Genomic DNA, 17,606 nt, shown 5'->3' with positions numbered 1-17,606 from the left:
ATCTCCTTTTTTTATTTTATTTAAAATAATTCACTATGTGCTCCCGTTCCCATCAGATGCAAACGAAGCTATTATTCTAATTAATGAGAATTTCCGCCATAAAACAAGCCAAACTTAATAGACGTTCTGGAACCTCCTTTAGTTTCAAGAATTTTGCATAACGGTTTTCAGAAGATTTTTCAGATTGAATTGACGTGCTGTTTTTTAAAAATATTATTTTTTCTATTTGTAATGTCTTTGTGTATTCGCCAGGAAAAAATGAATTTGTTAAAATCATTATATTTATATTTGTTTTCTTATCATAGTAATAACTTCCATATTCCAATCCATTATTTCCATAACTAAGCTTAAAGCCTAATTTTTCAGTTTTTTTTCTCATTTTATTAACTAAAAATCCCTTTTTATTATAATCCAGAATTTCTATTTTTTCCTGATTTTTTTCTGTGATTTTGTAAACAGGAATATTAGTCTGTTTTATTGGCTGCTTTATCTTATTATTTTCCAGATTTCTTTCCCAAAGTTGCTGTTCCTCTTCTGAAAGTTCAGGAAAGTACAGCAAATTTACAAAGCTGTCTTCATTTAAGACACATTCCTGATTTTGAGCCGTTTTAAAAGTTCCGTCTTCTGTGTATCTGAACGTCTTTATTAATTTGCCATTTTCATCAGTTTCCTTCCATATAAGCTGGATGGCAAATGTCTGCATAACTGGATTATGGATAAAAGTTTCAATCCATTTTTTTACTTGCCATTTCCGCTCCAGAAATAACGCATTTAAAAGACTGTTTGCCTGCGAAACTGTAATTTCCTTCAACAGTTTTCTTATATGCTTTATTTCTCTTCTATATTCTTCAACTATACTTTCCACATCGTTAAATTTTTTACTTGCCTTAGGAAGCCCCTTTAAGATTTTTTCATTTTCATCATAAGCAATAATTTTAGCAGGTATGCTCATAACATCAAGTTTTGCCTTAATTTTTCTTTCACCATAATCAAAAAGTCTTATTCTATCCTGCCCGAATCCAAAATCAGGAACTAAAATATCATCCAATTCATCACGTGTAATTCCAGCATTTCTGGCAATCACGTCAAGTGACTGCTCAGCAGCCGTTTTTATACGCTTATCCTTATAGTTATTAAAAAAAACTTTTAGCAGTATCCCAATTTCCTTCGTTTCGCTTCTTAATGCAAGAACTCGTATTCCGTAAGCCGCAACTGGCACTTTATTGTATTCGCTCACAATCATGTCAACAATATTTACCATATTATGAACCTGTTTCATATTAACCGTCATTATTAAAGGAATAAAAATATTCTTGTATTTCGGATTAAATCTCTCTTCCTTCCATTTTTCAAAAATCTTTGAAAGAAACTTTTTCAAATCACTTTTGTCAACTATCTGCTCAATTTTATTACAAACCTCAATAGTTTTTATATCTTTTGCCAAAATATATTCTGAAATATAAAATTTCATCAGCTTTTCAGGAACTTTTTCCTCACTTTTTCTTATTCTTACCATCCCATAATCAATTAAATTGCTAAATATGGCATTTTCCTCATGCTTTTCCAGACAAATATTTTCAGAATATTCAAAAATTTCCTCAGGATCTGTCAAGTTTTTTAATTCCCGTTGCGCTTCTGCATTATCCCAGTATTTAATTAAATTTTTGGCAACCTGTGACGCTAATGTGAATTTCTTTTCCAGCAATTTTTCAACTTCTTCCCTTATTTCAGCTTTTTCTCTTAAAATTTTTTCAATTTGCTGCCCTGTCTGCTTATCTGCCTTTAACAATAATTTCGGCAACTGAAAATAATCAAAGCTGTTATTTTTTAAATATAAAATTTCCACGTATTTTTTAATACTTTCAGCCGAGTTAATATCATTTTCAAAGATCTTGTACAGCTCCTTCTCGTGCTTATGCAGAAATTCCATCCAGATTTTATTATTTTCATCATCAAAACCTGTTTTTTCAATATATTCAAAATATTTTTCATTTATAAAATTAATTGATAAATTATAATCCCACATTTCATCCAATATTAATTTTAAATCACTTATATCGTAAATTACGTTGTACCATTCAATAATATCTTCAAATAAGTCTATTTCCTTTATCCCGTTTACAAAAAACTGAAAAATCTTCTTATATGTCTCAGAATACTTTAGCAATGAAAAAACTATTTTATCTTTATATGTCAATACCTTTTCTGACTTGCTTCTAAAACATTGTACCTGAATATTTTCCCAATTAATATTGCTTTCCTTCAAAAATTCAAGATTTTTAAATTCCTTTGGCTTCCATCTCCATATTTTAGCCTTAAATAATTTTTTTAAATTACTGATTAGCATATTTTCAGCTTTTGTAAGAAATTTAGATTTTTCCTTTTCAGTAATCAAATCATATTTTATTAAAAAATGAAGTAAAAATAAATATGCTATTTTTTTCTCTTTTAAATTATCCTTCAAAAATACCCTAGTATTCGCAACATTTTCTTTTATTGTATCTAAAAATAAGCCATACATTTTTTTAGAATAATCAAAGTTGTAAAAAATAACATTTGTCCCATAATTAACAAGCAGATAAAGCTTCTGTCCATGTGAAAATGAATATTTTTTAAAAATTTTTTTTAAATTGTCAAATATTTTATTTCTATAATAATAATTATTATTTGTTGATGAAAATTCTATTTCAGAAAACATAATAAAAAGTTCAATTCCTTCAGAAATAACTCTGGATATATACATATTTTTTTTCAGCACCCAAAAAAAGACTTTTTCAATATATTTTCTAGATTTTTCCAAGCACAGCTCTTCCACACTTTCAAAATATCTCCTAAAATTCCCCTTATCTAGATGTTTTTTAAATATTTCATTTATATTATATTTATTAATCTTATTTTTAATATAATTTATAAATATACTTTCTAATTTCTCTATTTCTTCACTCTTTTTTTTATCAATATTTCTAATAATTATTAAAATGCCGATTTTTAATAAAAAATTATCACAATATTCCTTATAATTTTGTACGTATTCATCCGCCAGATTTTCAAAATAATTCAAAAAATATTCACAGCTTTCAGCAAAAACTTCTTTATCCTTCATTTCTAAATTATTTTCAAAATCCTTTTTTACAAACTCCTCTGAAAAATTTAACATTTTAAATATTTTATATTTTAATGGAAAATTTGAAAACTGATAGCTCAGTTCATCAGGAAAATTATTGTACATATACTTAAAATACTTTAACAAAACTTCCCCTGCTTCAGTTTTAAAAAAATTTTTATTTTTTGTAAAATCTTCCATTTTAAAATTATTAACAAATCTCAAGTTTTTTTTAGTAATATATAAAAAATTATCTGTTTCTCCATTCAAAAATTTTTTAATCCTGTTGCGGTGGGACTCTTCCTCTACTTCGCTAACAAGGTTTTCTATCACCTCATTTTTAGTCATCTAAATACCTCCACTTATTAAAAAAATATTTTATGATTTTTATTTATTTTTTTAATAATTCAATCTGTCAAATTTATTATAAAAAAACTTCTATTATATTATACACCATTTTTAATTTTTTTCATTAATATTTTTTTAAAAATCATATAAAAAAGAAAGAGTTACATCATTTATTTTGAAATAACTCTTCCTCACATAAATATATTTTTTCTTTATAACTATGAACAATAATTAAGATTAAAACAGGATAAATTTAGTAAATTGCCCTAAATCCGATTCCACCTCTTACATTTTCACCTTTTGTATCATAACCTGCGTTTACCGTTACACCGAATCTTGTGTTTTCAATTCCAAGGTTCAAGTCAACTTTTCCATTTCCACGTCTGTCATCCTTTTCACCTCTTATGTCAAACCATCCAGCTGTTGTATAACGAACTCTTCCCTGATTGTTTACATCTCCAACTTTTCCTAATTCATTTTCATAAGCAAGTCCCAATTTAGCAACAAAAGTTGTTCTTACTGCCATTGGCTGCTGATATTTGAATTCTATTCCAACTTCAGGTTTTATTGAATAATAGTCATTTGCTTTTACTTCCAGACGCATTTGCCCAGTATTTTCTTTTATTCCATCAAATTTTCCATATTCAAATTTTAGGCTTCCATATGGTGAAATACTTGTTCTTTCACTCGTTCTGATATTTTTTCTAAGTTCATTTTTTAATCCAAATCCATATGAACGGTATTCAGATTTTGCTTCAAATATATCATCAACAACAAGGAATTTTCTCTTCATTTCACCAGTTCCTACAAATCCTTCCGCTGAAACAGTCCAGTTCAAGTTGTTATTATGATCTTTTCCAAGCGGCATTGACTTAAATACACCTGCTTTTACGATATTCTGCTCTTCTTTTGAACCACCTATATCACTAAAGTCAAATTTATTTCTTACTGCTCCTGCATACCATCCTGTCGATTCTCCAAGTTTAACAGTTTCATTTTCATTCAAATATGCAAATCCGTAGGCTTTATTTTTATAATCAATGATTCCAGCTGTATCTGTCTTATATTCGCCTTTCATTCCAAATGCTTTTATTTTATTTGAATTTTTTGATTTTGTATCCCATTCATTTCTTAAGTATCCAAATTCTTTATTTAATAAATTACCTGTTTCAAAGATTCTTTGCTGTACATTCCCATACTGGTGTCCCATCATTTCGTCAATTGCTTGAGCCAATAATGCTTCTTCGCTATTTCCGATTGTATTTAATTTATTAAATAATTCTTTTTCCCTCGAATCCAGGCTGTTGACATCATATCTCTGTTCCAGCCCATCAGTAAAGTTATATTCATTTGTTTTTCTATCTACAAAGGCTGTATAAGGGATTTTTGTCATAAGTACACGTGAAATTTGCTGTGTAGCTGGATCCACTTCAGGTGTTGCTATCCAAGTTAATGAAGCTGAATACGGAGTAAAGTTAAATATTCCAGCATTTATCTGATTTAAGAACGGCTGCAGTATTTTTTTACCAATAATTACATTTTTAGAATTTGTAAGTACTGAAAATTCTGTTCCGATTAATAAATCACTATTAATTCCAAGAGAATTTGCTCCATTTATGTTAATTGGACGTGTTCTTCCCAATGTATCCACATACACTCCAAAGTTTGAGAAAGCATAGTTTGTTTGAGGAGTAGTATAATCTAGTGTTTGAACTTGGCTATCATTCAATGTTACACCATTTCTCTGAATTGCAAGCCGCCCATTTGGCAATTGAACAATTCCTACTCCACCGACAGTTTTACTTGGATCTGTTGGTGCATAATAATCTTTTGCTCCATTTCCAGAGGTAATGCTTCCAGCTCCAGAGTTCAATGCTGGTAACACATTTCCAGGAGTTGCATTAGCTGCTATTGGTAAATCTCCAGCTGTTCCTTGAGAATTTCCGTCATATCTTACTCCATAAGATTTGGAACCATTTATGTTAATTTCTCCATAATTTTTAATTATAGATTTATTAGTTGCAGTCCCTTTTATCAGTACACCATAACTGCTGTCCGCATCAATATTTATCTTTCCGTAATTTTCAAGCGTACTTCCATTTAATACGGCAACTCCCACGAGTCCCTGAACATTGCTATTTCCGTGATAAGAACCTGTTGTAGTAATATTTCCCCTGTTTACAAATTTTGCTCCATTATTTACAAATACTCCCATCATTGTCTGAATTTTATCAGAAGCTGTTGCTTTTGAAGCATCCAAATATATATTTCCAGAGTTTCTCAATGTTGTTCCCCTGTCATCTCCATACATTCCAATGCTTAAATGTCCTGAAACATAAATATCCCTTTCATTTGAAATGCTTGCTCCGCCTACAGCTGCCATTCCGATTCCATAAACAATGTTATTTGGATCAGATTTATCAGTTTTTCCAACTTTTATTATTCCTCTATTTACAGCATTAGACGCCCCTGTTACAAAAATTCCCTGATTTCCGGTTCCTTGCGACAAATCAATTGTTCCGTTATTTACAATATTTGCTCCATCTTTTCCATAGATTGCAATAATTTTTCCATTTATTCCAGATGTAATTGTTGCATTATTTATAACTTTTGAGGCTCCTTCTGTATAAATGAATGTTGCTTCTTTTCCTAAAGTTACATTTGATGAAGCTGAATTTGAATAAACATTTATTTTATTCATTCCTGGATTTGCCAAAATTACACCGTAAGATTTATCTCCAACAGTAAAGTTTGATGTCGTGTCATTAATTGTAACTCCACTTGTTCCATAAACTCCCACAGGCTCACTATTGGCAGCTGTCGCCACATGATTTGCAACATTGACTGTTCCGCCCAAATTAACATTTCCACCTTTTTTATACACACCGATAGCCTTGTCTGCAACATTAATTACAGAACTTCCTGTAGTTTCCACATTTCCATTTTCACTAAGTGAATAAACTCCAAATGAAGCCTCTCCAACATTTATTGTTCCACTGTTTTTGATATTAATTACTGATCCATTTTGTGCATAAATTCCGACAGTAGAATCATTTTTAACAGAAGTTGCAGTTCTATCCACATTTATTGTTCCGCTGTTTTCAAATGTCTGATCCGATGTTCCTTCCAGATACGCTGCAATCGAACGTTTTCCAGTAATATCAATATTTCCGCTATTTACAATCGTCTTTGCCGTACCTGATTTATTTTGTGAGAAAATTCCAACCGAATCATCATTAGAGAATTTCATATCAACTTTGTTTGTAACATTTGAATTTATTGAAACAATTCCTTTTGCCTTATTAGATACACCTGTTATTTTCTTACCATCTATTGCAGCATTTGAATTATCCATATAAATTCCAGTAGAACCGTTATTTAGAGTCATATTGTTCCATCCGCCGAAAGTAGATGTTCCAGCCATATAAATTCCAGTTCCTTTTGAAGATACAACAATATCATTATTACTCATTTGTGCCTTACTGTTAATAAGGTATAACATTGGCTCAGAAGAAGTTGTCAGTGTTCCAGCATTATTATAATTTAACACTGCATTATTTTCCAAGTATGCCAGACTTCCATTATTTGCAAAGTTATAATTTCCACCATTTACAGTCAATGTCGAATCATTTCCATACAATGCAAAACCTTTATTTCCAACTGTTATATCTCCAGTAGTAGTCAAATTGGTTTTATTTTTTACAAAGATTCCAACTGAAGTAGATTCAACACTACCACCAGAATTGAATGTAGAATCTCCAACCGTAATATTTCCACTATTTACAACTGTAGCATTTGAAGCATTTGCAGTTTCCGGCGCAATATAAATTCCTGCTGCACCTTTTCCTAAAGTGATATTTCCTGTATTTTCAACATCGATTAGTTTGCTGCTAACAGACGTATTTTTAGCATAAATTCCAACTGATTTATCTCCACCAGTTATACTTCCATTATTTTCAACTTTATCAAATCCAATTGAGTAAATAGCAGAAGATTCGTCTCCGATTGTTATTTTAGAAGTTGCTGTTGTTGTAATTGTACCTTTATTTACAGTTCCTGCTGGTGCACCACTATAAACTGGTGTCGAATCTTTATAGATTCCATAAATTCCAGTTGATTTATTTCCTACAAGAATATCTTTTGAATTAAGTCCTCTTGATGATTCAAGATACATCGCTGTACTTGTTTCGGCATTTGACAAGTCCAATTTTCCTTTATTTTCAGCATCATATCCGGCAGTTCCAGCCCAAGTTAATGAAGGATTGCTATTACCGTCTGCCATAAGTCCAATAATATTCTTAGTTGACGGTTTTGCTTCAACTGTAACTCCTGTTTGTATAATAGCTTCCCCATTTATAACGTGAGAAAGTATATTTCCAGTATCTAAGGCATTTCCAAGTGCTACTGTTAAATTTTTTGAAGTTATGGAGCTTCCTTCAGTAACCCGTGTTCTTTCTACAGCGTGTCCATTAGTAACTAATGTTCCACCATTATCAACAATGTGTCCTCCCTTTTGGGCAAAAATACCTACTCCATCGCCACCAAATTCAATTTTTGCGCCACTTTCAAAATTAACTGTCGCTTTACTAGTAACTATTGCTCCAACTCCATTTGCTCCATTTAACTTAATATCCGCACCATTATCAATCGTTACATTTGAAGCTTTAGTTCCATCACCACCATTTCCAACATAAATACCAGTTCCAGCAGTCCCATTAGCTCCAATGTTCATAGTTCCTGTATATTTTATATGGCTACTATTTTCAGCAAATAATCCAACCCCATTTGATCCTGTTGTAATAGCAGTTGATATTGCTTTTGGTGTTCCAGAAGTCCCCTGTCCATCAGTATAAATTCCTATTGCATAAAAATCTTTTAATCCGCCTATTACAGAATCTCCGACTTTTATACCTTGGTTATAAGCTGAAATATCAGTATTTCCTTTTAATAGTAATCCGATTATTCCTTTTCCTTGCGTTGAACTTCCACTTACAAAATCAAGTGCTGGTGCGTTTAACTGTGCTGGTGTTGCTAAAGCTGTCCCTGTACTATTCGTTCCATCTAAGTAAACTCCAACACCATATCCTTTAATATTTCCAATAGAATTTAATATAGTTCCATTACCTTTAATATAATAAGCAACTTGATTTTGTGAATCGCTGTTTAAATCAATCACGGAGCTTGTTCCATCAGCTTTTGCATCCTGTGTAAGATAAACACCAACTGACGAATCAGCATTATTTGTCATAATTATATTTCCTACCTTAGAAATATTTGATTTTGGCGTATAAATACCTACTGTTTTTTTAGCATCTAAAGTTATAGTTCCTGTATTTTTTATGGAAGAATCAGTAAGTGCTCCTGTATAAATACCACTTCCAACAGGATTTTCAACGTTACTAGCAAAAATTCCTGTAGATCCTTCACCTTTTAAAGTTACAATTCCTTTATTTGTTAAATCTATTTTTTTACCTACGGCACTTGCAAGTCCAAAAATACCAACTGAATTTTTTCCTTCTAAATTAATATTTGCACCTATTTCATTTTTTGCTACAGCATCATCTTTTGTAAATATTCCAGTGGAATTTTCTTTTGATAAATTTATATTTTTCATATTTGTAACATTTGTTCCACTACCTTTACCATACATTCCAATCACATTTTTAACTGTTCCAGAAATTTCATTTTTATTAGTTATAGATGCACTATCCGCCGCACCCATTCCTGTTGTATTTTCTCCAGATAAAGTAATTTTCCCTGTATTTTCTCCAGTTGTTCCTAAATCTGTAGCATACATTCCTGTTGAATTTTTACCAACAACTTTAATTCCTTCATCAGTTGAAGCATTTTTTATTTCTGATCCTGATTTTCCAAAAATCCCAATAGATTCTTGTCCATTTACTTCTATAGTCTTATTATTTGTAACAATAGCTTTTTCACCAAAGATTCCAACTGATTTTTCCTTTGAAGTTGCAATTGTTCCACTATTATCAACTGTCAAATTTTCTTTTCCATTTGATGAAGAATTTTTAGCATATATTCCAACTGATTCTTTCATACCGACATTTACCGCTGAACCAGCTGAATTTGTAATAACAAGTGTTTTTGTCGCTTTAGATTCTAATTCACCATAAATCCCTGCACTTCCTTTTTCAGAACTGCTTGTTGCTAAAGTAATTGTTCCATAATTTGTAATTGTATGATCTTTATCATTCTTAAATTTACCATAAATTCCTGCTGATTCACTTTTATTTACAGTAAGTGTCTTATTTGCATTATTTACAACATCACTGTCACTTATATAAATTCCTGCTGACTTCTTATCTTTTGCAATAATATCTGCATTGTTAGTAACATAAGAATTATCAATTGCATAAATTCCTGCTGATTCTTCTTTTTCTAAATTAATTGTCCCGTCATTTTGAACAGTTGCTGTGTCTGCCATTATTCCTACTGATTTAGACTTTTCTACATTGATTGTTCCTGTATCTTTATTATTCATTACAGCTTTTGTTCTATCATCTAACTCATTTTTTATATACATTCCTACTGAAGATTCATCTTTTAAATCAATAGTTCCGCTGTTATTCATTGTAGTTATTCCTGGTATAACAGCTGGTGTATTTTTATCTTTAACAACATTCGCATACATTCCAATGCTGCTATCTTTTTCAGCAGTAATAGTTCCTGAATTAGAAAGGGTATAGTTGTTTGCAGAAGTATTCTGTGCATAAATTCCAGCAGATTTATCTTCTTTTAAACTAATCTGACCATTATTCTTAACATTACTATTTTGCGTGTAAATTCCTGCTGAACCTGTTTTTTCCATTGTAATCGTTCCAGCTGCATCGTTTATTATTTCAGCATCATTTATTCCCATCATTCCAGCTGAACTTCCACCTGACATTTTTATAGTCTTTTTATTAGTTGCTTTTCCGCCATCTGACAATATTCCTACTGAAGCTGAAGCAGTACTAAGTGGTGGAGTTAAACTCTCAACATCGGTATTTGTAGCTAAAATATCTCCGTTATTTTCAATTTCAGAATCAGTTTTACCAAATATTCCTACAGATCCTTTTCCTTCTATTTTAATATTTCCAGTAGATTCATTTGTTACTTTCGCTGTTTCAGCTAAAATACCCACTGAGGAATCCTTTTTCATTGTAATTTTATTTTTGTTAGTTACTTCAAGATTTTCTTTAGAAGTTGTTTCATTCTTCCCGTAGATCCCTACTGATTTTGCTGTTTCAACTTCAATTTTTCCAGTTGTATCATTTGTTACCTTTAATTTACCAGTTGCAGTATTTTTTAACTCCGCATAAATTCCAGCACTTTCTTCTTTTCCTGCAGCACCAGTAATTTTAATATCTCCTAAATTTTTAACAGTCTTGTCAGAAGTCGAGGTAGATTTTGAAAATATTCCAGCTGATTTTTCATCCTCTGTAGTTATTGTTCCACTATTTGTTACATTACTATTTTCAGCGTATATTCCAGCTGATGAACCTTTTTCAACCGTAATTTCACCACCTGATGCATTTGTTAATTCAGAATCTGCTAACCCTAATATACCAACAGAACTAGCATCTTTCATTATTATTTTACCAGTAGCTTCATTTTTACCATTACTTGCATTAGCATAAATACCTACTCCAGAAGCTCTTGAAGATTCCAAAGTTCCTGCATTTTCAGCTGTAGAAGCTGTATCCGTTGTATTTTCTCCTTTTGTCGCAACCAATCCAACTTGAGTATTTGTAACTAATTTCACACCACTGTCAATTCCAACTGTTGAACCATTGTTAGCTGATAAAACTGAAGTAGAAGCATTTCCACCATTAGTAATAGTGTAATCTCCATCTAAAAATGCTTTTCCTTGAGTTGCTGCAAAAAAGATAGTTGCACCTGCACCAAAATTTGTTATATTTATTTTATCTGTTGAACCATTATTTAAATATTTTTTCAATGAAGGACTTGTAGAATTTCCACTTAAAAATCCAAATGTTGAATTTTCACCAAGTGATACATCTAATTTTTCTCCAGCTTTTATTCTAAATGTGTTATTAAATTTTCCTGAATCTGATGAATAAAGTCCAACTGCTCCTTTTCCAATTGTTAATAATGAATTTGTTCCAAAATTAACTTCTGCATCTCCATCTGAATAAAATCCAATTGTAGTTCCAGCATCTGCTCCAGTTCCACTTTCTTCTAATGTGATTGGAGCATTAATATTTACCTTCCCTGTAGCACTTTTCACATAAAATCCTGTAGCATTTTTTCCAACTATTATATTAGCATTTGTACCACTATGATTAAACTCATATTTACCTTCCGCATAGATTCCTGTATTTGTGTTACCTATTAAATTCGTATTTGAATTTTGATTAGCATTTACATATATCTTACCAGTATTATTAAATGTAATTTTATTTGTCTTACCATTTAACGCAACAGCTGTGTTTCCTGTATCTTTTGCTGCTGTCACTTCAATAGTTCCTGAATTTGCAAATTCATCCTGTTCCCCATAAAATCCAACAGAATTTGTGGAATCTGCTTTTACATTGATTGTACCACTATTTGAAGATATCCCTCCTTTTATCAATGCAAAGCCTACAGATCTCACTCCCTCTACATTAATTTTCCCTTCATTTACACCTCTACCATATTTTGATTTATCTGTACCTTGTTGCATATCGTCCAATGCACCAGAAAAATTAGAATAATTAGAGAAGTTGTTAACAACAAATCCATAATTAGTTGTACCTTTAACTGTAATAATAGAAGTAGATTCGGCTTTTATATCTCCTGATCTTAAATAATTACGAGTTGTCTCATTATTACCATTTACTTTCCCACCATTTAATTCAACCGAAGTCTCTCCAACATAGGCTCCTACAGCGTTTACAGCCGTATCGTTTATATTTATTTTCCCTTTCAATTCAACAAAATTAGGCGTAGATAATGTTGGAAGCCCGACAGGAACACCAGTAAATACTCCTACTCCTTTGTTTGAATTTATATTTATTACTCCATCAATTTTAGCTTCTTGAATATCATGTAGCAATCCAATAGCAATACTGTTTTTTCCATTTATGTTTATCTCACCTGTACTCTTATTATAAACTCCACTTTCAAATCCAGAAACAGTAGTATTCCCAAATTCCCCACCCGGTCTGACACGTGCTGTAAGAGCTGTCCCATTCATTTGATCAGTAAGTTCTATTTCTGAATTCAAATTTTTGTATATACTTTTGTTATTAAAAAAATCTTTTGGAAGTCCTTCATTATATACTGTTGTAATCCCAAAACTATCATTACCTTCTATATTTATTGTCTTTTCATTAATCGCTTTCATAGCAACTTTTCCACGTCTAGGATCTTCTTTTTTATAATCAATTTTTGTAGGTGCTGCATTCCAGTTATTTGGATTCCAGTTACGTGGATCTTCGGGTTTCAATTGAAAAGCTGCACTTTTATCTGCATTTAATGTAATTTCCCCTCTATTTATCATTTCAGTTAAAGTTTTATTATCCGAAGCATCTGGGTTATTAAATCCAAAAGCAACTTGATTTATTGTATTACCCGTTGTTTTCATACCTATAATTTTACCTTCATTAATTGCTTGAAGGGTTTTTCCATTTCCATGTGTACCTTGAATATCAATAGCAACATTTTGACTTCCTTTAAGGTTTATAGTTGCTTTATTCGTAAATACCTGTCCTCCATTAGCTTCATCTAAGACAAAAGCTCTATTATTATCAACTGTCACATTAAAAGTATATTTTTTATCTACATCTGCACCAGTAATATGCCCTGAACTTAATGTTATATAATCTCTATTTGCTAAGTTGGTAATATCATGTGTAGTTTTACCTCCAGTAGCCCAATCTTTCCATCCGCCATCTTTATACCTTGCATTTCCTGTAGGATCAATAGAAAACTTAATCGGTGATATCACAGGAGCATTTATTGTTGGTAATTCGACTTCATTTGGCTTAACAATCGTTAACGGTTTAATATCTGGCGGAGTTACACTAATATTAATATTTGGTGTTGCTGGTGAATTAATTTTTAATTTAACAGTTGGTTCTCCCAATGTAATATTTATATTTGGCGCTCCAATTACCGTTGGTTCACTTGGGGCAGTTGGGTTTTTTATATCAATATTAATCGGCTTAACATTTGGAAATTTTATACTTGGTGCTGTTATCGGTGTAGTCACACTCAAATTAATCGCAGGACGCACCACTTCTCTTGGCATATCAATTTGCGGATTGATTGAGATTTCTTCCTTTGTAACAGATTTTGGACGCACGTTTGCCATTATTTGAATTTCTACTTCCGGCTCCTGAACATGAAGCAAGGAAGCCAGCCCATAAGTTCTTGAATCAACATTTGAAAAATTTAACGGCGAACTTCCAAATCCTCTACGTCTAGTTGACAAAATTCCATTATCTGCCCAGTTTCCACGGGTAAAAATTCCATTAAACGGATATTTTTCAGCTTTATCCCCTCTGCCTTTATAAGCTCCATTGCTGCTTGACATAAAAGTATTTGCCCCAAATTGCCACGAAGCCCATTTTGATTTTACAACCTGATCCCCTTGTTCCATCAGTTGAATCAATTCTAAATTTAAATCTTCTATTGTTTCCTCATTCGCTTTTTTCCTTTTCTTAATCGCAGTACGTGTCTTGTCAGCTGACATTACCAGCTCTTTGTTCATACGCTCATAAAGTACATTTGAAGATGTGTTCAAACCAATTGAAAACGTTACCATCCCTGTTATTAAATATGAAAACAGCAGTGATTCCGTATACTTTACATTTTTTGCCCTTTTTGCAAAGGCTTTCAAATCTTTTTTTGCTTGTCTTAAATTGTTGCTCATGTTTTCTCCTTTTATTTTAATTTTTTTAGCCATTTGTAAAAGTATAAAAATTCCAATAAACACAGCATTTTTAAATTTTTAGTTCTATTATTTTTCTCCACTCTCTGACAAAGGAATTAAATTTTTTTATATAAACACTGTTATTATCATTTTTTAATTTTGAATCTTTATTACTCTGTAACAATTACAATTTATTTTTTTTACATAATTATAGCCAATCATGTTTAAATTATTTAACAATATATTTAAATTTATTCAAACTGATTGACTTTTTAAATTATATTATTTTAATTTTTAATTATATTTCAAATCCAAATCTAATTTTTTTAGTTTTCGTATTATTATAGCACTTTTTTATTTGTATTACAACAAAAAAATCTCTCTTTTTATATAAATTTTAGAGAGATTTCTTTAATATTATTATTTTTTAATTGTTTTTTGCATTATTTTTCCATTATAAAACTTTATTTTATAATTAATGTACTTCCATCCATTTCAGCCGGTTTTTCCAATCCTAATAAATCAAGCATTGTTGGAGTAATGTCAGCTAGTTTTCCATCTGTTCTCAATTTTGCATCTTTCATATCGTTTGTAATTAAAATGAATGGAACTGGATTTACAGTGTGCGCTGTATGAGGTTCGCCAGTTTCAGGATTTACCAGCAAATCAGCATTTCCATGATCCGCAGTAATTAATACCGCACCATCAAGTTCAAGCACTTTTCTTACAATTTGACCTGTACAGTTATCTACCGCCTGACAAGCTTGAATAACAGCATCAACATTTCCTGTATGTCCAACCATATCAGGATTTGCAAAGTTTAATACAACTGTATCAACTTTTCCAGTATTTAATTCTTCAAGCAATCTTTCCTTAACCTTGTAAGCACTCATTTCAGGCTGCAAGTCATAAGTTGCAACTTTCGGTGAATCAGACAATAATCTGATTTCTCCTGGGTAAGGCTCTTCCTTTCCGCCATTGAAGAAGAATGTAACGTGCGCATATTTTTCAGTTTCTGCAGTTCTTACTTGAATCAATCCAGCTCTTGATACAATTTCTCCAAATCCGTTTATAATTGTTTCAGGCGGATATGCCACAGGTAAACTAAATGTAGCATCATATTGAGCTATTGTTACAAAGTTTACTTTAGGATAAACTTTTCTCTCAAATCCTTTAAACTCAGGATCAATAAATGTTCTAGTCAACTGTCTAGCTCTGTCTGGTCTAAAGTTTGCAAAAATTACGCCATCCCCGTCTTTAATCAATCCATTGTCTTTTGAACCAATTTTTACAGGTTTTACAAATTCATCTGTAATTCCTTCTGCATAAGAATTTCTGATTGCTTCCTCAGCAGTTGCTGCCAAGTTTCCTTCTCCAGAAGTCAAGGCATTGTAGGCAAGTTCCACTCTGTCCCAGTTGTTATCCCTATCCATTGCATAATATCTTCCAACAACTGTAGCGATTTTTCCTACACCAAGTTCATCCAATGCTTTTTGTAATTGTGCCAAGTATTCCACTCCACTTTCAGGAGCAGTATCTCTTCCATCCATAATCGCATGAACATAAACTTCTGTCAATCCTTTTTTCTTAGCCATATCAACTAATCCGATTAAATGCTCAATGTGACAATGAACTCCGCCGTCAGAAGTCAATCCTGTAATATGTAAAGCTTTTCCGTTCGCTTTTGTAGTTTCCATAATATCTGATAGCACTTTATTTTCTAAAATTGTACCTTCTTTAATAGCTTTTGAAATTTTTGGCAACATTTGGTAAACTACTCTTCCTGCACCAATATTTGTATGCCCAACTTCCGAATTTCCAAACTGTCCTTCAGGCAGCCCAACAAACTCTCCATCCGCTCTCAGTTCAGTATGAGGATACTCTTTAAGATAATTGTTAAAATTAACTGGATGAGCCAATTTTACTCCATCAACTTCATTATCATGATGGTTCATCCCCCATCCATCCAAAATTATTAAAACTACTGGTCTTTTCTTCATAAGCATTCTTCCTTCCATTTTTTAAATAACTTTCTTTTTCTATATCTATTATACAGATTTTTTCTAAATTTATCAAGGAATTTGAATAAAAAATTACTTAAAAAACTCTTTTCTAAATTTATTATGTTATAAATTATTTTGATTAATCATTATTTTTTTATATTTTTAATTTATTTTAACGTAAGGGCATCAAACGCCATGCCCTTACAACCCCGCTTTACGCAAAACTTTCTTATAAAGAAAAAATAAAACTCGATTTTGAATAAAGATTATTTTAACACAATTAACTAAATATATCACAGGTTTCATTCCAAAATCTTAAACAGTTGTTTTTTCTTTAACGAAATTTTACTTATTTTAAAATTTACAGAATCTTTTTTTTAATTATAATTTTTAATCAAAATAGTTGTTTATGATTAAATTAAAAATGTCGTGATTTTTTTGGAATGAAAACTACTGTTTGAGCTTTTTCAAAACATTTAAAAAGATAAATATCTAAAGAGTTGGTATAACTTTTATTAAAAAGTGAGTTTAGTTTTCATTTCAAAAAAATGCTTAGACGAGCTGGGTTTGCAAAGGGGATAGCGATTGTTCCCCTTTGCTTTATAAAAAAAGAAAAAACATATAAACAACAAAAAAATATTTATTGATTAAAATAACCTAATATCAAGATAATAGAAAAAAATTTATTCTTTATAGCTTGATTTTTGTTGAAAAAAATGATAATATATTGTGTAATTTGCATATATTAAATTATATAGCATTTTATTTCATAAGTAAAAATTATTGAAAGGAGAAATAAATGGCACACTCAAAATCATCTAAAAAAAGAGTTTTTATCGGTGAAAGAAATGCAGCTAGAAACAAAGCTATTAGAAGCAGAACTAAAACTTTCGTAAAAAAAGTGCTTGCTGCTGTTGAAGCTAAAAATGTCGACGAAGCTAAATCAGCATTAAGCGTAGCATATAAAGAATTAGATAAAGCTGTAACAAAAGGTGTTCTTAAGAAAAACACTGCATCAAGAAAAAAATCTAGATTGACATTAAAAGTTAATTCATTGGCAAATTAATTTTTTTTTGCCACTGATTGATTTTAAAAAAATTTTTTTAAGATTAACAATTACACAGAAAAGACTGTCCTAATATTTTAAGATAGTCTTTTTTATTTTATATTTTAAAATTATTAACTATAAAGTGTTTATTTTTCAATTTTCAACTGTTTTTTCATAATATACTTAAATCCTTTAATATTAAACTGACAAAATTAAATAATCTTG

Annotated in this window: 4 protein-coding genes; 1 reads left to right on the top strand and 3 read right to left on the bottom strand. The window is 30.9% G+C overall.

From position 1 onward, the window contains the following. Nucleotides 1-76: 76 nt before the first annotated feature. The 3 genes from HW275_RS08865 to gpmI form a co-directional block, all read right to left on the bottom strand. Nucleotides 77-3,451 (bottom strand): DUF4132 domain-containing protein, encoded by a 3,375-nt coding sequence (locus HW275_RS08865; RefSeq protein ID WP_178936180.1) that lies wholly within the window; start codon nucleotides 3,449-3,451, stop codon nucleotides 77-79. A gap of 253 nt (nucleotides 3,452-3,704) precedes the next feature. Then, the gene (locus tag HW275_RS08860) at nucleotides 3,705-14,330 is read right to left on the bottom strand and encodes an autotransporter-associated N-terminal domain-containing protein (protein ID WP_178936179.1); all 10,626 of its coding nucleotides are present in this window, start codon (nucleotides 14,328-14,330) and stop codon (nucleotides 3,705-3,707) included. Between the two features lie 464 nt (nucleotides 14,331-14,794). Beyond that, a complete protein-coding gene (gpmI, locus tag HW275_RS08855; protein WP_178936178.1) occupies nucleotides 14,795-16,330 on the bottom strand; it encodes a 2,3-bisphosphoglycerate-independent phosphoglycerate mutase in 1,536 nt (511 codons plus the stop codon). 802 nt (nucleotides 16,331-17,132) lie between these two features. Here gpmI and rpsT point away from each other — a divergent pair. Further along, entirely contained in the window at nucleotides 17,133-17,399 is a 267-nt protein-coding gene (gene rpsT / locus HW275_RS08850; protein WP_178936177.1) for a 30S ribosomal protein S20, read from the top strand. The last annotated feature ends 207 nt before the right edge of the window (nucleotides 17,400-17,606 follow it).

Source organism: Leptotrichia sp. oral taxon 223, assembly GCF_013394795.1.
Taxonomy (GTDB): Bacteria; Fusobacteriota; Fusobacteriia; order Fusobacteriales; family Leptotrichiaceae; genus Leptotrichia.
The sequence above is the reverse complement of the archived record's forward strand: the minus strand, read 5'-3'. Positions and strand labels throughout refer to the sequence as shown.